Raw genomic sequence first — 16,762 nt, forward strand, 5'->3', positions numbered from 1 at the left:
GAGGCGGAGATTCCGCATCGCTGACGGTTTCGTGATCCTCTCGAACTCCATTGCGAGGATGGCCGGTTCACCATGGGTCGGCCCTGCTTGACGGGACGTGCGGAGCGGCGGCAGGCTGGCGCACGGTGATCGCCCAGCGCTTCGACGGGATTCGACGGGAGAGGTGCGATGACAGGTCCGGTCCTCGCCGTCGACCAGGGCACCTCCGGTACCAAGGCCCTGGTGATCTGCCCCGAACGCGGCGTCATCGGCACCGGCTTCGCCGCCGTACGACCCCGCCATCTGCCCGGCGGGCTGGTCGAGGTCGACCCCGGCGAGCTGTACGCCTCCGTCGTCGAGGCCGCGAGCGGCGCCCTGGCCGAGGCACGGGAGCCGGTCACCGCGCTGGGCCTGGCCAACCAGGGCGAGACCGTCCTCGCCTGGGACCCGGACACCGGCCGCCCGCTGACCGACGCGCTGGTCTGGCAGGACCGACGCGCCGAGAGCGTGTGCGCCGAACTCGCCGACCACGACGAGGAGTTGCGGGAGCTGACCGGGCTGCCGCTCGACCCGTACTTCGCCGCGCCCAAGATGGCGTGGATACGACGGCACCGGACCGCCGAGGGAGTCGTCACCACCTCCGACGCCTGGCTGGTGCACCGGCTCACCGGCGCGTACGTCACCGACGCGGCCACCGCGGGCCGCACCCAACTGCTCGACCTCGACCGCACGTCCTGGTCACCGCGCGCCCTCGACCTCTACGGGCTGTCGGACGAACGGCTCCCCGAAGTCGTCGACGTCGCCGGACCGGTGGGCACGACCACCGCCTTCGGCCACGCCATCCCGCTCACCGGCCTCGTCGTCGACCAGCAGGCCGCCCTGCTCGCCCAGCGGATCACCGAGCCCGGCGGCGCCAAGTGCACCTACGGCACCGGGGCGTTCCTGCTCGCCCACACCGGCGACACCCCGCGCCGGGGCACCTCCGGGCTGGTCAGCTGTGTCGCCTGGCGCCTCGGCGGACACACCAGCTACTGCCTCGACGGCCAGGTGTACACGGCCGCGTCCGCCGTACGCTGGCTCACCGACCTGGGCGTCATCAAGGGCGCCGCGGACCTTGATCCGGTGGGCGGTTCGGCGCCTGACAGCGGCGGCGTCACCTTCGTCCCGGCGCTGGCCGGACTCGCCGCCCCATGGTGGCGCGGCGACCTGCGCGGCTCGCTCACCGGACTCGGCCTCGACACCACCGCCGGGCACCTGGTGCGCGCCCTGTGTGAGGGCATCGCCGCGCAGGTCGCGCAACTCGCCGAGGCCGCCGCGCTCGATCTGGGCGAGTCCCTCTCGGTACTCCGCGTCGACGGCGGTCTGACCCGCTCCACCCTCCTCATGCAGACCCAGGCCGACCTGCTGCAACGCCCCGTCGAGGTGTCCGCCCTGCCGGACGCGACCGCGCTCGGCGTGGGCGCGCTGGCCCGGCTGGGCGCCGAACCGGGGCTGACAGTCGCCGAGGCGCTGCCCGACTGGAAACCGTCGGCCGTGTACGAGCCACAGATCAGCGCGGACGAGGCCGCCGAACGGCTCTCCGGGTTCCGCCGGGAAGTCGCGGCGCTGCTCGACCGGGGGCCGACGTGAGCCGATGCGCTCCGCGGGGGGTGGGGCGATGGGCCGTCGAGCGTCTGCGGGCGCGTTGTGGCTGGTCGCGCAGTTCCCCGCGCCCCTTCGGGCGCTGCCTGACGCCGGCGTCAGCGAGCAGAGCGCCCGCATGACCGGGCCGCTGCCCTCGCTGACCTACGACGTCGCGATCGTCGGCGCCGGTGTGGTCGGCTGCGCCATCGCCCGCGCACTAGCCCGCCACCCCCACCTCCGCGTCGCCCTCGTAGAGGCCCGGGACGACGTCGGCGACGCCACCTCGAAGGCCAACACCGCGATCCTGCACACCGGGTTCGACGCGGCGCCCGGCTCCCTCGAAGCCCGGCTCGTACGCGAGGGCTCCCGTCAACTCGCCGCGTACGCAGCCGAGTCCGGCATCCCCGTCGAAACGACCGGCGCCCTCCTCGTCGCCTGGGACCAGGAACAGCTCGCCGCGCTGCCCCGACTCGTCGAGAAGGCCGAACGCAACGACTACCACGCCACCCGCATCCTCGGCCCGACGGACCTCTACGAACGCGAACCGCACCTCGGCCCCGGCGCACTCGCCGCGCTGCACGTGCCCGGCGAGAGCATCATCTGCCCCTGGACGACGACACTCGCCTACGCCACCCAGGCCGTCCGGCACGGAGTAGACCTGCACCTCAACTGCCGTGTGGAGAACCTGAGCCGGCAGAACGACACGCACGTCCTCGGCACCGACCGGGGCACACTGAGCGCCCGTTGGCTGGTCAACGCGGCCGGACTGCACGCCGACACACTCGACCGGCAGCTCGGCCACGACGACTTCACCGTCACCCCGCGCCGCGGCCAGCTCATCGTCTTCGACAAGTTCGCCCGCGGCCTGGTCGGCCACATCCTGCTGCCCGTCCCCACAGCGCTGGGCAAGGGCGTGCTGGTCGCCCCCACCGTCTACGGCAACGTGCTCCTCGGCCCCACCGCCGAAGACTTGGACGACAAGGGAGCCACGCACTCCACCGCGGACGGGCTTCAGCTACTACGCGACAAGGGCCGCCGCATCCTGCCCGAACTGCTCGACGAGGAGATCACCGCCGTCTACGCCGGGCTGCGCGCCGCCACCGAGCACGACGACTACCGCATCCGTGCCTACGCAGGGCAGTCCTACGTCACGGTCGGCGGCATCCGCTCCACCGGCCTCACCGCCTCGCTCGCCATCGCCGCCCATGTCACCAAGTTGCTCACCGACATCGGCCTCGATCCGGGTCCGGCACGGGAGTTGGAGCCGGTGCGCATGCCGAACCTCGGCGAGGCCTTCCCCCGCCCGCACCAGCGGCCCGAACTCATCGCCGCCGACCCGGAGTACGGCACCCTCGTCTGCCACTGCGAGCGCGTCTCCCGAGGCGAGATCCGCGACGCCCTCGCCAGTACGATCCCGCCCCGCAGCATGGACGGACTGCGCCGCCGTACCCGGGCCAGGGCGGGCCGCTGCCAGGGCTTCTACTGCGGTGCGGCCGTACGGGCGCTGTTCGAGGGAGCCGGCGCATGACGTCCGAGCGCTGGATCGATGTCCTGGTCGTCGGCGCGGGCCCCGCCGGACTCGCGGCAGCCGCCCGTCTCACCGCCGCCGGCGTGGGCCACGTCGAGGTGCTGGAGCGCGAGCAGCAGGCGGGAGGCGTACCCCGGCACTGCGCGCACGGCGGCTTCGGCACGCTGCTGCATCCGCTGACCGGGCTGGCGTACGCCCGCCGGCTCACCGACGCCGCGACCAGAGCCGGAGCCGTCGTACGGACCGGAGTGACCGCCCTCGACTGGACCGGCCCGCTCACGCTCACCGCGGTCGGCCCGCACGGACCGGAGACGATCACCGCACGGGCGGTCGTGCTGGCCACCGGTGCCCGCGAACGCCCGCGCACCGCACGGCTGGTGCCCGGCACCCGGCCCGCCGGCGTCTACACCACCGGCGAACTCCAGCAGGCCGTCCACCTGTACCGGCAGCGGATCGGCACCCGGGCAGTCGTGGTCGGCGCGGAGGACGTCTCGTATGCCGCCGCCGACACCGTACGGGCCGCGGGAGCCGACGTCGTCGCCATGGTCGCGGAACTCCCGCGTGCCCAGACGGCCCCCGTCCGCGCCCAGGACGCCAGGCTCCGCCACGGCATCCCGCTCCTCACCGGCACCACGGTCACCGAACTCCTCGGCCACGGGCGCCTGTCCGGCGTCCGGGTACGCCACCGCGACGGCCGTACGGCCGTGCTGCCCGGCGACACGGTCGTGTTCACCGGTGACTTCGTACCCGACCACGAACTCGCCCGCCGCGGGGGAGTGCCGCTCGATCCCGGCACACGCGGGCCCGCCGTGGACGGGGCGCTGCGCACGGAGCGCCCGGGCGTGTTCGCCGTCGGCAGTGTGCTGCACCCCGTGGAGAGCGCGGGTACGGCGGCCCGCGAGGGTGCGCATGCGGCAATCGCCGTCCGGTCATGGCTCGCGGGCGAGGAGTGGGCCGAAGGCGTCCCCCTCGTGGTCGACCCGCCCCTGCGCTGGATCGCCCCGAACCGCGTCACCCCGGCCGACCGCCTCTCATACGTCCTGCGCGCGACGGCCCCGCTCATCCGCCCTACCCTGCACATCACGCAGGACGACCGCATCCTGTACCGAGCGGTCCTCCTGAACCGCCGACTGACCCTCACCGCACGCTGGACCCACCGGATCGACCCGAAGGGCGGCCCGGTGCGCGTGAGAGTCCGGTGAGGGCAGCGCCCCGAAGGGGCGCGGGGCTGTATCTATATGCGGCTCCGCCGCGTGGGCGCGACCAGCCACGACGAGCCCGCAGACGATCAACGACCCGTCATGGCGCTATCTCAGATGACCTTCATCCGCACCAGCGCCCCCAGCGTCAACGCCCCCGGCACGATCGGCACCCAGACGGTGATGATCCGGTACGCGAGCACCACAGCCGTGGCCACGGCGACCGGTCCGCCCGCCGCGACCAGGGCGACGATCAGCGCCGCCTCGACGGAACCGATGCCGCCGGGCGTCGGTATCAGCGCGACCGCGACCGTCGCCGCCAGATACGCGACCACCATGTACGCGGGCGGCACCGGCAGCCCCAACGCCAGCCCCACCGCGACCAGTCCGGCCGCCTGCAGGGCGGGGAAGGCGAGCGAGCCGCCCCACAGGGCCACCGCGCGCCAGGGCCGGGTGTGCACGGCCCTCGCCTCGCCCAGCGCGGTCCGCAGGAAGGTGAAGACGACGGTGCGCAGCTTCCGTACGAGCAGCAGGACCAGCAGCGCGACGGCGGCCACCACGCCGATGCCGATCAGCAACGGGCCCACCGCGCCTTCCGGCAGGAGCGAGCCGAGTTGCAGCGCGTGCGGGAAGGCGATCAGCAGGGCCGCCAGCATGCCCACACGGGCGATCGACTCCGCCAGCAGATAGAGGGCGACCGCGGCCGAGGAGCGGGCCAGCGGAACACCGCACACCGCCATGAACCGCAGATTGACCGCGCTCGCCCCGAGGCCGGTCGGCAGCAGGTGGTTGGCGGCGCCCGCCGCGAACTGCGTGGCCAGCAGCCGCCGTACCGGCAGCCGCTCGACGAGCGCGCCCTGCCGGGCGGCGGACGCGGCGACCCAGGTGCCGCAGGTGGCCGCGCCGGCGGCCAGCAGCCACGGCCACTCGGCATGGCGCAGATGTCCGAAGCCCGCCACGAGCACGGACCAGTGGCGCACGGCGACCCACAGCACGAGCGCGAGCGGGACCAGCATCAGTATCTGCCGGTACGGGAGGCGCTTGAGGCCTCGGGGAAGACGCACGACCATCACATCGTGAGAGGTTCTCCGCGCCAGGACAACGGCAGGTTGCGGGAGTGGGGACGGAGGCTGACACCCCGGGCACGGCCTCGCATCCGTTGTGTGCCCGGACGGTGCCGATAAGGCGTTGACCTCAAGGATGGTTGAGGTCCTACGGTCCCTCTCATGAGTATGGAGATCACAGCCTGGACACAGCTGCAGAGTGTCATGAGCGCCCAGCAGGAGCGCCGTCCCCTCGCCCGTGCGACGCTGCGCCGTATCGGCGCGTTCGCCCGCCCGCACCGTGTGCGCATCGTTCGCTTCGTGGGACTCGGGGTGGTCACGGCCCTGCTCGCCGTCGCCACACCCGTCCTGGCCGGCTACGTCGTGGACGCGATCGTGACGGGCGACGACGAGGGAACCGTCGTACGCCTCGCGCTCCTCATCGCGCTCATCGCGGTCGTCGAGGCGGTACTCGGCATCCTCGGCAGACGGTTGTCGGCGACGCTCGGGGAGGGGCTCATCCTCGATCTGCGGACGGCTGTGTTCGATCATGTGCAGCGCATGCCGGTCGCGTTCTTCACACGCACTCGTACGGGGGCGCTCGTCAGCCGTCTCAACAACGATGTGATCGGCGCGCAGCGGGCGTTCAGCAACACCCTGTCCGGCGTGGTCAGCAACCTGGTCACCCTCGTGCTCACGCTCGCCGTCATGCTCACCCTGTCCTGGCAGATCACGCTGCTCTCGCTCGTCCTGCTCCCGGTGTTCGTCGTCCCCGCTCGGCGGATGGGCAGCCGCATGGCCCGGATGCAGCGGGAGGCCGCGACGCTCAACGCGGCGATGGGCACCCGGATGACCGAGCGGTTCTCGGCGCCGGGTGCCACCCTGGTCAAGCTCTTCGGCCGCCCGGAGGAGGAGTCCGAGGAGTTCGCGGCCCGCGCCCGCCGGGTCCGGGACATCGGCGTACGGACGGCCACGGCGCAGTCGGCGTTCATCACCGCCCTCACCCTGGTGTCGGCCCTCGCACTCGCCCTCGTCTACGGCCTCGGCGGCTGGTTCGCCCTGCGCGGCACGCTGGAGCCGGGCGCCGTCGTCGCGCTGGCGCTGCTGCTGACCCGCCTCTACGCACCGCTGACCGCGCTCGCCGGCGCCCGCGTCGAGGTGATGAGCGCCCTGGTCAGCTTCGAGCGGGTCTTCGAAGTCCTCGACCTGAAGCCGCTGATCGAGGACAGACCGGACGCACGGCAGGTGCCCGACGGCCCGGTCGCCGTCGCCTTCGAGAACGTCCGCTTCGCCTACCCCTCCGCCGACAAGGTCTCCCTGGCCTCCCTGGAAGAAGTGGCATCGCTCGACACCCGCGGCGGCGACGAGGTCCTGCACGGCATTTCCTTCCGCGCCGAACCCGGCCAGACCGTCGCCCTCGTCGGCTCCTCCGGCGCCGGAAAGTCCACGATCGCCCAACTGCTGCCGCGCCTGTACGACGTCGACGAGGGCGCCGTACGCATCGGCGGCGTCGACGTCCGTGACCTGACCGCCGACTCCCTGCGCTCCACCCTCGGCATGGTCACGCAGGACGGCCACCTCTTCCACGACACCGTCCGCGCCAACCTCCTCCTGGCCGCCCCCACGGCGACCGAGGACGACCTGTGGGACGCCCTGCGCCGCGCCCGCCTGGCCGATCTCGTACGATCCCTTCCCGACGGCCTCGACACGGTCGTCGGCGAGCGTGGCTACCGCCTCTCCGGCGGCGAACGCCAGCGCATGACCATCGCGCGGCTCCTCCTGGCCCGCCAGCGCGTCGTCATCCTCGACGAAGCCACCGCCCACCTGGACAACACCTCCGAGGCCGCCGTCCAGGAGGCGTTGACGGAGGCACTGGAGGGCCGAACCGCCGTCGTCATCGCTCACCGGCTGTCCACGGTGCGGGCGGCGGACCTGATCCTGGTCGTCGAGGCGGGTCACATCGTGGAACGCGGCACGCACGAGCAACTGCTGGCTGAGGAGGGACGCTACGCGGAGCTGTACCGGACTCAGTTCGAGTCCGGTGATGTGACGCCCGTAGACGCAACCGATGATGTTGTAATGAGCGTCCAGCTGTAGTGCCACGCTGAGCAGGGGGACGAAACGATCATGGAGAACTTGCGGCCGGGCGATCCCGCGCAGGTCGGGGAGTACCGGTTGCTCCGACGGCTCGGGGCCGGGGGCATGGGACAGGTGTTCCTCGGCCGGTCGCAGCGGGGGCGCACGGTCGCCGTGAAGCTGGTCCATGCGCAGTTGGCGTACGACGCCGAGTTCCGCAGCCGGTTCCGCGCCGAGGTGGCGGCGGCGCGGCGGGTGGGCGGGGAGTGGACGGCTCCGGTCCTGGACGCCGACACCGAGGCGGAGACGCCCTGGGTCGCCACCGGGTATGTCGCCGGCCCCACATTGCACCAGGCGGTGACCGAGATCAGCGGGTCGCTGCCGGAGCGGTCGGTGTGGCACCTGGCCGCCGGTCTGGCGCGTGCGCTGCAGAGCATCCACGGCTGCGGACTGGTGCACCGGGACCTCAAGCCGTCGAACGTCATGCTGACGGTCAACGGACCCCGGGTGATCGACTTCGGTGTCGCCCGCGCGGCGGACGCCAGCGTGCTGACCCGCACCGGTGCGATGGTCGGCTCTCCCGGGTACATGTCGCCCGAGCAGATCCTGGGCGGCGAGATCACCGGGCTGAGCGACGTGTTCAGCCTCGGCCTGGTGCTGGTGTTCGCCGCTACAGGCCGACAGGCATTCGGCGGCCCGGACAGCGGCGCCCACGCGCTCATGCTGCGGGCGACCGAGGACGACCCGGACCTGGAGGGGATGCCCGAGCCGCTGGCCGAGTTGGTGGGACGGTGCCTCGCCAAGCAGCCCGGGGACCGGATCACGCTGGCCGAGATCGTGGCGACGGCAGACGCGGCCACTGCGGATGCCCCCTCGGACGCGTGGCTTCCGGGCGACCTGATCGCGGAACTCGGCCGGCACGCCGCCGGCCTCCTCGACCTCGAGGAGCCGCCGCCGACCCAGGTCGACACCCCGGCCGCGGGTCGGGGCGGGGACAACGTGCACGCCCTGCCGACCATGCAGGGCGGGCGCGTCCCGCCTCCGCCGCCGGGCACTCCGACGCCGGTACCGATGCCTCCGGTACCCACGCCGACCTCGACACCCATGCCGCCGATGCCGGCACCACGGATGACGGCGACCACACCGCAGATGCCGCCAGTACCGGGCGGCTTGCAGCCGGGCGGCCGTCGCAAGAGCCGGGTCGGCCCCGTGCTCATCGTGGCCGCCGTCGCCGTACTCGGCATCGTCCTGGCCGTGAACCTTCCCGGAGGGAACGAGAACTCGGCCAACTCGGGGGCGTCCGGGGCAGGTTCCTCCACGAAGTCCCCGAAGGCGTCCCCGGCCGACTACAAGGGCAAGTGGACCGGGAACGTGCGCGAGGGGGACGGCGGCCTCTACTCGATCAAGGTGAACTACACGGGCGGGAAGCTCAGCGATCAGGTGGCCACCGTCGAATACCCGTCGCTGCAGTGCAGCGGCCGATGGATCCTCACCATGGACACCGGGACCTCGGTACAGGTCCGAGAGGAAATCACCGAGGAGAGCAGCCCGTTGAACTGCGTCGACGAGGTCGACATCGTCCTGACCCCCTCGGAAGACGGCAGCCTGCGCTACAAGGTGACGAGTGTGGAGGACACCGGAACGCTGCAGCGCAGCAAGTGACGTCAGTCCGGCAGAGGCAGTGGAGGAAGCTGCTGGTACTCGGACCGGCCCCGGTTGAGTACGGAGATCGTCGCGGCGGTCAGCCATGGCACGGTCGGCCCGGCCAACCGCATCGGCTCCCACTGCTGGTAGTCGGTGAACAGCGCCCACTGTTCGAGCACGGGAAGAAAGCTGATGATCTCGTGGTGCCGCACCGTCACCCAACGGTTCTCGGCCGCGACATGCAGCAGCATGCGACGGTCGGTGAGAATCGCGCGGCAGGGGGAGAAGTCGCGCCATTGCGCCTGAGCCATCGCCTGCGCCCGGTTGCGGGCGCTGTTGTTGGCGAGCGCGTCGCCGACCAGCCCGGCGGCGACGAACATCGGTGACCCGAAGTAGAAGCCCGAGCGCTGGTTGTAGGTCACATTCGTGCCGTAGAAGCGCGAGTAGTCCGCCGATACGTCGCCGTACGCGATCTCACCCACTTCGAGCAGCACGCCTGGAGTGGGGATCGCGGCCAACTCTCCTCCGCTGCTCAGGTGCCGGTGCAGAGAACACGCGGCCTCCCAGCCCTGCTGGTGAAGGGCGTGCAACTGATCATCACCTGAATTCGGACGTGCCAATGCCCCTCGCCCCCCACTGCGACCCAGAACGGGTGGATCTCCGTTCGCCCTCATAATGCCAGGTGACGACGGATCGGGAGAACGAGCCGTTGTAAGGTGAGAAAACAGCCCTTGACCTGCAAAAGCAGGCAGGGAGCGAACTCAGGGAGTGCTGAATGCTGCGTACTCTGTTCAAATCCAAGATCCACCGGGCCACCGTCACCCAGGCCGACCTGCACTATGTGGGATCGGTGACCATCGACGCCGATCTGCTCGACGCCGCCGACCTGTTGCCCGGCGAGCTCGTCCATATCGTCGACATCACCAACGGCGCCCGGCTGGAGACGTACGTCATCGAGGGGGAGCGCGGCTCCGGGGTCGTCGGCATCAACGGGGCCGCCGCTCATCTCGTGCACCCCGGCGACCTGGTGATCATCATCAGTTACGCTCAGGTCTCCGACGCCGAGGCGCGGGCGCTGCGGCCGCGGGTCGTGCATGTGGACCGCGACAACAGGATCGTGGCCCTGGGCGCCGATCCCTCCGCACCGGTGCCGGGCTCCGACCAGGAGCGCAGCCCGCAGGCCGTACAGGCCTGACCGCGTCGGCCGCACATTTCGGACCAGGAGCGTGCCCATGAGCGAGATCGAGATCCGCGACGACCGGGCGGCGGGCCGCCTGGACGCCCTCGGCGGCGACGGCGAAGTCGTCGGCCACATCGAGTACTTCGTCCTCGAAGCGCCGGGGCGCGCCCTGGTCCCCGTGCACACCATCGTGGAACCGGCCCACGAGGGACAGGGCATCGCGGGCTCCCTGGCGCGCGAGCTGTACGCCATCGCCGAGCGCGAGGGCATCGCCGTGGCCCCGCTCTGCCCGTACGTCGTGAAGTGGGCGGAACGCCACCCCGAGGAGGCCCCGGCGGCCGACCCGGACCTGCTGCGGGCGGCGATGGACTGGCTGGCGGCCCACCCCGACCGATTCTGAGGCCCAGCACCTTGCTCGCACTCCTGCACACCTCACCCGTCCACATCCCCGTCTTCGACGCCCTGCGCGACGAGGACCACCCAGGCCTGGAGCTACGGCACTTCGTCGACGAGTCGCTCCTGGACCGCGCCCGCGCCGAAGGCCCCGAGGCGGTGGTGGACGACGTGCGTGCCGTCCTGCAGCGGGCCGCCGCCGACGGCGCCCGGGCCGTGCTGTGCACCTGCTCGACCCTCGGCGGCGTCGCCGAGTCGGCCGGCGCCGGGATCGGGGTGCCCGTGCTGCGCGGCGACCGTCAGATGGCGGCCGCCGCGGTGGCCACGGGGGCCCGGGTTGTCGTCCTCGGCACGGTGGAGAGCACATTCGGGCCCACCGTTTCGCTGATCGAGGAGGAGGCCCGCCGCGCCGGGCACCCCGTGGACGTACGGACCCGTCTGGTGGCGGACGCCTGGCGGCGCTTCGAAACGGGCGACCTGGACGGATACGCCCGACTGATCGCGACCACGGCCGACGAGGTCACGGACGCCGACGTGATCGTCCTCGCCCAGCCGTCCATGGCTCCGGCCCGGCAGCTGACGACGACCTCGGTCCCGGTCCTGTCCAGCCCCCGACCGGCCCTCGCGGCCGGGGCGGAGGCGGCGGGCCACCTGGCCCCGTCGGTTGACTCCGGCGAGTGAGTGGCCGTACCGCGCCCGGGTACGCGGGGGAGTAGTCCAGAGCCGACGTTTCACCACTGGCCGGAGGACACCATGACCAACCCGAACCCCGACCCCGTCCCCCCGGGCCCGACCCCGGGTCCCACGCCCGGCCCGGACCCTGCCCACCCCGAGCCACCACCGTCCCCGGTCCCGACACCGGAGCCCCCGCCGGTACCCGGCCCCCCTGCACCACCCCCGGGCCCACCACCGGGCCCCAGCCCGGTCCCCGGCCCGGACCCGTCCCCGGTCCCGCCGGGCCCAGAACCGGTACCAAACCCAGAACCGGGCCCACCACTGACGTGAGCAGGACAGACGAAAACGGTGGGCGACGCAAAACGCCGCCCACCGCAACGCCCCGTCAGGGGCGCGGGGAACTGCGCGACCAGCCCCCACGCCCCCGCACCCGCGAGCGAACCGAACCCTCGAACCGACTAGGCGGAAACCTCCGACCGATCCCCACCCCACAACGTGTGGAACGACCCCTCCCGATCGGTCCGCCGATACGTGTGAGCCCCAAAGAAGTCCCGCTGCCCCTGCGTAAGCGCCGCAGGCAACCGCTCAGCCCGCAACGCGTCGTAGTAGGCCAACGCCGCCGCAAACCCCGGCGTAGGCACCCCCTGCCGCGTCGCAGCGATGATCACCTCACGCCAGTCGTCCTGAGCCGCGCCGATCTCCTGCGCGAACGTGTCGTCGGACAGCAGGCTCGGCAGATCGGCTCGAACGTCGTACGCCGCACGAATACGATCCAGGAACGCCGCGCGAATAATGCAGCCACCGCGCCAGATGGAGGCGACGGCACCGAGGTCGATGTCCCAGCCGTACTCGTCGCGGGCCGCGTCGATCTGATGGAAGCCCTGCGTGTACGACACGATCTTCGAGGCGTACAAGGCCTGCTCCACCCGGTCGGCAAAGGCCCCGGCATCCGCCTCGCTCAGCGGCGACGCCTTCGGCCCCGCCAGCCCGCGTGACGCCTCGCGGAGCGCCTCGTGCCCGGACAGCGACCGCGCGAAGACGGCCTCGGCGATACCCGACACCGGGACACCCAGGTCGAGCGCGATCTGCACGGTCCACCGCCCCGTGCCCTTCTGCTCCGCCTGGTCCACCACCACGTCCACGAACGGCTCGCCCGTCGCCGCGTCCACATGCGACAGCACCTCGGCCGTGATCTCGATCAGGTACGAGTCCAGCCGCCCGGTGTTCCAGGTGCGGAAGATCTCCGCGATCTGCGCGGGGGAGTACCCGGCGACATCACGCAGCAGCTGATACGCCTCGCCGATCAGCTGCATGTCGGCGTACTCGATGCCGTTGTGCACCATCTTCACGAAGTGCCCGGCGCCGTCGGGACCGACGTGCGTGACACAGGGAGCCCCGTCGGCGGCCTTCGCGGAGATCTTCTCCAGCATCGGGCCCAGCGAGTCGTACGACTCCTTCGGGCCGCCCGGCATGATGCTCGGTCCGTGCAGCGCGCCCTCCTCGCCGCCGGAGACGCCCATGCCGACGAAGTGGATGCCCTGCTCGCGCAGGTCGCGCTCGCGGCGGCGGGTGTCGGCGAAGTGCGCGTTGCCACCGTCGATGATCATGTCGCCGGGCTCCAGGAGCGGGGCGAACTCCTGGATCACCGCGTCCGTCGGCTCACCGGCCTTCACCATGATGACCAGGCGCCGCGGCCGCTCCAGCGCCGCCACGAACTCCTTCGCGGTCTCGGCCGCGACGAAGTCGCCCTCACTCCCGAACTCCTCGACCAGGGCGTGTGTCCGCGCCGACGTCCTGTTGTGCACCGCGACCGTGTAGCCGTTGCGCGCGAAGTTCCGGGCGAGGTTGCGGCCCATGACCGCGAGACCCGTGACGCCGATCTGGGCTGAATTGCTCATTGCGTTGGCTCCTAGTGACCTCGATAGCAGCGGTGCCGGTCCTGCATGCCCGCCAGTATTGCCCCATCGTCCACCCTGACGTGCCGGTACGCCGACCGCACACCCGGATGCCGCGACGCGGCGATGTCGCGCAGGCACATACGCACAGGACGGTCCACCGCACTCAGCCGTCCCGGATGGTGGATCAACGCGCGCCGATTCCTCGCCACTTGGCGTGACCAAGCGGCTGATTGCTGTCTTGTCATGGCCTGTTCGCGGCGCTTACTTTTGGCCCTCCTGACGCATGTCGAGGGGGCTTTTCATGGCCGTACGCGGCCGGCACCGCCGGTATCAGCCGAACAGGATCAACCGCGCCTCACTGACCGTCACGGCGGGCAGCGCCGGAATGGCGATACCGCTCATCGGCACCGGTGCCGCACACGCCGCGGACGTCGACACCTGGAACAAGGTCGCCGCCTGCGAGTCGACCAACAACTGGAGCATCAACACCGGCAACGGCTACTACGGCGGACTGCAGTTCGCGCAGTCGACCTGGGAGGCCTTCGGCGGCACCCGGTACGCTCCGCGCGCGGATCTGGCCACCAAGGACCAGCAGATAGCCATAGCCGAGAAGGTGCTCGACGGACAGGGGCCCGGCGCCTGGCCGTCCTGCTCGGTCAAGGCCGGGCTGACCCGGGGCGGCGACACACCCGACATCAGCCCGGGCGGCACGACACCGCGCACCACCAAGAGTTCCCTGGCCGACGTGCAGCCGCAGAGCACGCCCCAGTCCCGGGCGGGCACCGCCGAGATGTACACCGTCCTCAGGGGCGACACCCTCTCCGGGATCGCCGACAAGAAGGACGTACGCGGCGGTTGGCGCGGGCTCTACGCCGCCAACCGGCAGACCATCGGCGCGGACCCCGACCTGATCCTGCCCGGCCAGCGGCTCAGCCTGCGCGGCAAGGCGGCCACGAGGACGACGGCCGAGCCGGCACCCAAGGCGCCCCCCTCGGAGAGCAAGGCCCCGGACAGGAAAGCCTCGGAGAACAAGCCCAGGACCGAGACACGCAAGAGCGGCCTCGTCGCGCCGGTGAGTGCCGCGACCGGTACGCCGTACCACAAGGCGGGCTCCGCCTGGTCCTTGGGCTATCACACGGGCGTCGACTTCGCCGTCCCCACCGGGACCTCCGTGAAGGCCGTCGCGGACGGGCGGGTCGTCAGCGCCGGCTGGGACGGCTCCTTCGGCTACCAGGTGGTGATCCGGCACGCCGACGGCCGCTACTCCCAGTACGCGCACCTCTCGGCGATCTCCGTGAAGACCGGGCAGGGCGTGGGCGCCGGACAGCGCATCGGCCGCTCCGGGTCCACGGGCAACAGCACGGGCCCGCATCTGCACTTCGAGGTGCGGACGGGGCCCGGCTTCGGCACGGACATCGACCCGGTGGCGTACCTCCGGGCCGGTGGCGTCAGGATTTGATACGTGTGCGGTGCCGGTCCAGGACCGGCCTCGGGATGTAGGGGCCGATGTAGAGGGGGCCGTACAGCAGCGGGGGCACGTCCGCGTGCGGCTGCTCCTCCTTCTCGAGGTCCGGCGCCGACGCCGGCGTCGGGACCACGGCCTCCGCCGGGAGTTCCGCCGCGGGCCGCTCAAGAAGCTCCTTGACGGCTTCCGGGGAGTCGCCGGAGTGCTCGGCGAGCACCTTCTCGACAGGCGTCGGTTCGGCCGCGGGCACGGATTCCGGCTGCGTCCGCCCGATCCGCTCCGTCGTCAGCAGGATCAGCCCGCCTGCCGCCACGACGCCGCAGCTCAGGGCGAGCGCGGTGCCCGTGGTGCCGTACCGGAAGGTTTCGCCGAACATCGTGATGCCGACCGCTGCCGCCAGCACGGGGTTCACGACCGTCAGGGTGGCCAGCGGGGCCGCGAGTCCGGCGCCGCGGTAGGAGGCCTGGGAGAGCATCAGTCCGGCCGTGGCGAAGACGCCGATGGTGGCCAGGGACGGCAGGTCCGACGCCGAGACGCCGCCGCTCCAGTCGACCGCGACCGTCTTGGTGAACACCGAGGACATGCCGAAGGCTATGCCGGACGCCGTGGCCAGCAGCACGCTGCGCACCGCCGGATGCCGGTGCGCCGCCCGGCCCGCGATCATCAGCGCCACGACCGCACCCGCGGTGACCAGGGCCACGCCCGCCCGCTCGGCGGAATCCAGCGACTGCGTGTCGGCGGTGCCGACCAGAGAGAGAAGACCCGCGAGTCCGACCGTCGCCATGATCGCGCCCCGCCAGGCGGTCGCCCCGGCCTTGCGGCCCACGAACAGCGCCGCCATCGGCAGCGCGAACACGATGGTCAGGGCGCCCAGCGGCTGGACCACGCTCAGCGGTCCGTACGCCAGGGCCACCACGTGCAGCAGACCGCCGAGGCCGTTCAGCGCCACCGCCGCCCACCAGCTCGGCCGGCGCAGCGGCGCGTAGTCGGGGGAGGACTCCGCGACGCGCTCCTGCACGATCGCGCCGCCCGCGTACGCCACAGCGGAGATCAGCGACAGCACCACGGACAACGCGAGGGCACTCATGAGCTGCTCCTCTGCGTGAGGCGGGGGGCCGGGGCCCGACGCGGCGATCGGTCGTCTTCCATAGCCAACACGATGCCGCGAAAAACCCTTCCCGTCGTCGTACCTGAGCACTCATTGAGTCCTACTGCCGATGGAGTACGACCGGACCTCCATCCTCCCTCAGGCGGGTGACACCCCTAGCAGACCCCCTGGTGGCGCCCCCTACGGGCCTTGGTACTACTGCTCTTCGTGGAACTCGACCCCGATCTCGCCGCGCTCCGCCCACTCGGCGGCTTCTTCGTACTACGCACCACAGGAGCGCCTCATCGGCCACTGCCGACACTCGCGGAGGCATACGCCGAAACAGCATCGGATGTCTACCGGGATTCCCTGATTTTCCGCATCCACAAGGTCGCCGACGCCCTGCACGCCCCCGAGCCGCGGATCGCCGCCTCCATCGCCCAGCAGGGGCTCGCGGCCCGGCTGTGGTCGGCGGCGCTCGGCTGCGCGGCCCTGTACGGCCGGGTCCCCGACCTCGATCCGCGGCTGCTGCGCTGGGACCCCGACGGCAGCGCCCCCGACGACCTCTGGCTGACGGAGGTGCGCCCGCTGCCCGCAGACGCGGCGACTCTCGCCGACACCGTGCTCCACGCCCACCTCGAACCGCTGACGGCGGCCCTGCACACCCGTCACCGCGTCGCCACCGGCCTGCTGTGGGGCAACGCCGCCTCCGCGCTGGCGGGAGCCGCCCGGCAACTGGACCTCTGGGCGCGGACCGACGGCCGCCCCGAAGTCGCCGCCCGGGCCCGCACCCTGACCACGGCGCTTCTCGGCCACCCCCGGCTCGCGGGCGCCGGAACCCTCACCGGCACCGCCTTCCGGCGCCGTAGCTGCTGCCTCTACTACCGCGTGCCCGGCGGAGGCGTCTGCGGCGACTGTTGCTTCACACGACCCCCGCGCTCTTCCCCGGGCGCCGCATCTGGGTGACCATGA

At 71.8% G+C, this 16,762-nt stretch carries 14 protein-coding genes; 10 read left to right on the forward strand and 4 right to left on the reverse strand.

Going from position 1 to position 16,762, the window contains the following annotated elements:
* The first annotated feature begins 168 nt into the window (after positions 1 to 168).
* The 3 genes from ACTWQO_RS01635 to ACTWQO_RS01645 all read left to right on the forward strand — a co-directional run bounded on the left by ACTWQO_RS01635 (position 169) and on the right by ACTWQO_RS01645 (position 4,332).
* Entirely contained in the window at positions 169 to 1,608 is a 1,440-nt protein-coding gene (locus ACTWQO_RS01635; protein ID WP_443235361.1) for an FGGY family carbohydrate kinase, read from the forward strand.
* A 130-nt stretch (positions 1,609 to 1,738) separates the two neighbouring features.
* Entirely contained in the window at positions 1,739 to 3,130 is a 1,392-nt protein-coding gene (locus tag ACTWQO_RS01640; protein WP_443235421.1) for an FAD-dependent oxidoreductase, read from the forward strand.
* Positions 3,127 to 4,332 (forward strand): NAD(P)/FAD-dependent oxidoreductase, encoded by a 1,206-nt coding sequence (locus tag ACTWQO_RS01645; protein WP_443235362.1) that lies wholly within the window; start codon positions 3,127 to 3,129, stop codon positions 4,330 to 4,332. The genes ACTWQO_RS01640 and ACTWQO_RS01645 overlap by 4 nt, the downstream gene beginning before the upstream one ends.
* Positions 4,333 to 4,442: 110 nt before the next feature.
* Here ACTWQO_RS01645 and ACTWQO_RS01650 read toward each other — a convergent pair whose 3' ends face one another.
* Positions 4,443 to 5,399, reverse strand: a complete 957-nt coding sequence (locus ACTWQO_RS01650; protein ID WP_443235363.1) for a lysylphosphatidylglycerol synthase transmembrane domain-containing protein — start codon at positions 5,397 to 5,399, stop codon at positions 4,443 to 4,445.
* A gap of 162 nt (positions 5,400 to 5,561) precedes the next feature.
* On the opposite strand from ACTWQO_RS01650, the gene ACTWQO_RS01655 reads away from it, so the two are divergent.
* A complete protein-coding gene (locus tag ACTWQO_RS01655) occupies positions 5,562 to 7,469 on the forward strand; it encodes an ABC transporter ATP-binding protein (RefSeq protein ID WP_443235422.1) in 1,908 nt (635 codons plus the stop codon).
* A 30-nt stretch (positions 7,470 to 7,499) separates the two neighbouring features.
* Positions 7,500 to 9,110: a serine/threonine-protein kinase gene (locus ACTWQO_RS01660; protein ID WP_443235364.1), complete on the forward strand. Its 1,611-nt coding sequence runs from the start codon at positions 7,500 to 7,502 to the stop codon at positions 9,108 to 9,110.
* Positions 9,111 to 9,112: 2 nt separating this feature from the next.
* On the opposite strand, the gene ACTWQO_RS01665 is transcribed toward ACTWQO_RS01660, so the two are convergent.
* Complete coding sequence (locus ACTWQO_RS01665) at positions 9,113 to 9,682, reverse strand: hypothetical protein (protein ID WP_443235365.1); 570 nt, start codon at positions 9,680 to 9,682, stop codon at positions 9,113 to 9,115.
* Positions 9,683 to 9,867: 185 nt separating this feature from the next.
* Here ACTWQO_RS01665 and panD point away from each other — a divergent pair, with 185 nt between their 5' ends.
* The 3 genes from panD to ACTWQO_RS01680 are packed head-to-tail and all read left to right on the forward strand — an operon-like array spanning position 9,868 to position 11,346.
* Entirely contained in the window at positions 9,868 to 10,287 is a 420-nt protein-coding gene (gene panD, locus ACTWQO_RS01670) for an aspartate 1-decarboxylase (protein WP_443235366.1), read from the forward strand.
* 37 nt (positions 10,288 to 10,324) lie between these two features.
* Positions 10,325 to 10,672 (forward strand): GNAT family N-acetyltransferase, encoded by a 348-nt coding sequence (locus tag ACTWQO_RS01675; RefSeq protein ID WP_443235367.1) that lies wholly within the window; start codon positions 10,325 to 10,327, stop codon positions 10,670 to 10,672.
* Between the two features lie 11 nt (positions 10,673 to 10,683).
* Complete coding sequence (locus ACTWQO_RS01680) at positions 10,684 to 11,346, forward strand: aspartate/glutamate racemase family protein (RefSeq protein WP_443235368.1); 663 nt, start codon at positions 10,684 to 10,686, stop codon at positions 11,344 to 11,346.
* A 452-nt stretch (positions 11,347 to 11,798) separates the two neighbouring features.
* On the opposite strand, the gene gndA is transcribed toward ACTWQO_RS01680, so the two are convergent.
* Positions 11,799 to 13,238 (reverse strand): NADP-dependent phosphogluconate dehydrogenase, encoded by a 1,440-nt coding sequence (gene gndA / locus ACTWQO_RS01685; RefSeq protein WP_443235369.1) that lies wholly within the window; start codon positions 13,236 to 13,238, stop codon positions 11,799 to 11,801.
* Between the two features lie 301 nt (positions 13,239 to 13,539).
* On the opposite strand from gndA, the gene ACTWQO_RS01690 reads away from it, so the two are divergent.
* Positions 13,540 to 14,697, forward strand: coding sequence for a transglycosylase family protein (locus ACTWQO_RS01690; protein ID WP_443235370.1), 1,158 nt, complete (start codon positions 13,540 to 13,542; stop codon positions 14,695 to 14,697).
* On the opposite strand, the gene ACTWQO_RS01695 is transcribed toward ACTWQO_RS01690, so the two are convergent.
* Positions 14,687 to 15,790 carry a DMT family transporter gene (locus tag ACTWQO_RS01695; RefSeq protein ID WP_443235371.1) on the reverse strand — a complete coding sequence of 368 codons (1,104 nt, stop codon included), beginning with the start codon at positions 15,788 to 15,790 and terminating at the stop codon, positions 14,687 to 14,689. The two genes, ACTWQO_RS01690 and ACTWQO_RS01695, sit on opposite strands and share 11 nt — an antisense overlap.
* A gap of 210 nt (positions 15,791 to 16,000) precedes the next feature.
* On the opposite strand from ACTWQO_RS01695, the gene ACTWQO_RS01700 reads away from it, so the two are divergent.
* Positions 16,001 to 16,756: a (2Fe-2S)-binding protein gene (locus ACTWQO_RS01700; RefSeq protein ID WP_443235372.1), complete on the forward strand. Its 756-nt coding sequence runs from the start codon at positions 16,001 to 16,003 to the stop codon at positions 16,754 to 16,756.
* The last annotated feature ends 6 nt before the right edge of the window (positions 16,757 to 16,762 follow it).

Source organism: Streptomyces sp. 4N124 (genome assembly GCF_052245395.1).
Taxonomy (GTDB): Bacteria; Actinomycetota; Actinomycetes; order Streptomycetales; family Streptomycetaceae; genus Streptomyces.

What these genes read in the sequence shown, in the direction of transcription:
- ACTWQO_RS01635 (WP_443235361.1), top strand. Translation starts at nt 169, where the DNA reads ATGACAGGTCCGGTCCTCGCCGTCGACCAGGGCACCTCCGGTACCAAG.
- ACTWQO_RS01640 (WP_443235421.1), top strand. Translation starts at nt 1,739, where the DNA reads ATGACCGGGCCGCTGCCCTCGCTGACCTACGACGTCGCGATCGTCGGC.
- ACTWQO_RS01645 (WP_443235362.1), top strand. Translation starts at nt 3,127, where the DNA reads ATGACGTCCGAGCGCTGGATCGATGTCCTGGTCGTCGGCGCGGGCCCC.
- ACTWQO_RS01650 (WP_443235363.1), bottom strand. Translation starts at nt 5,399, where the DNA reads ATGGTCGTGCGTCTTCCCCGAGGCCTCAAGCGCCTCCCGTACCGGCAG.
- ACTWQO_RS01655 (WP_443235422.1), top strand. Translation starts at nt 5,562, where the DNA reads ATGGAGATCACAGCCTGGACACAGCTGCAGAGTGTCATGAGCGCCCAG.
- ACTWQO_RS01660 (WP_443235364.1), top strand. Translation starts at nt 7,500, where the DNA reads ATGGAGAACTTGCGGCCGGGCGATCCCGCGCAGGTCGGGGAGTACCGG.
- panD (WP_443235366.1), top strand. Translation starts at nt 9,868, where the DNA reads ATGCTGCGTACTCTGTTCAAATCCAAGATCCACCGGGCCACCGTCACC.
- ACTWQO_RS01675 (WP_443235367.1), top strand. Translation starts at nt 10,325, where the DNA reads ATGAGCGAGATCGAGATCCGCGACGACCGGGCGGCGGGCCGCCTGGAC.
- gndA (WP_443235369.1), bottom strand. Translation starts at nt 13,238, where the DNA reads ATGAGCAATTCAGCCCAGATCGGCGTCACGGGTCTCGCGGTCATGGGC.
- ACTWQO_RS01690 (WP_443235370.1), top strand. Translation starts at nt 13,540, where the DNA reads ATGGCCGTACGCGGCCGGCACCGCCGGTATCAGCCGAACAGGATCAAC.
- ACTWQO_RS01695 (WP_443235371.1), bottom strand. Translation starts at nt 15,790, where the DNA reads ATGAGTGCCCTCGCGTTGTCCGTGGTGCTGTCGCTGATCTCCGCTGTG.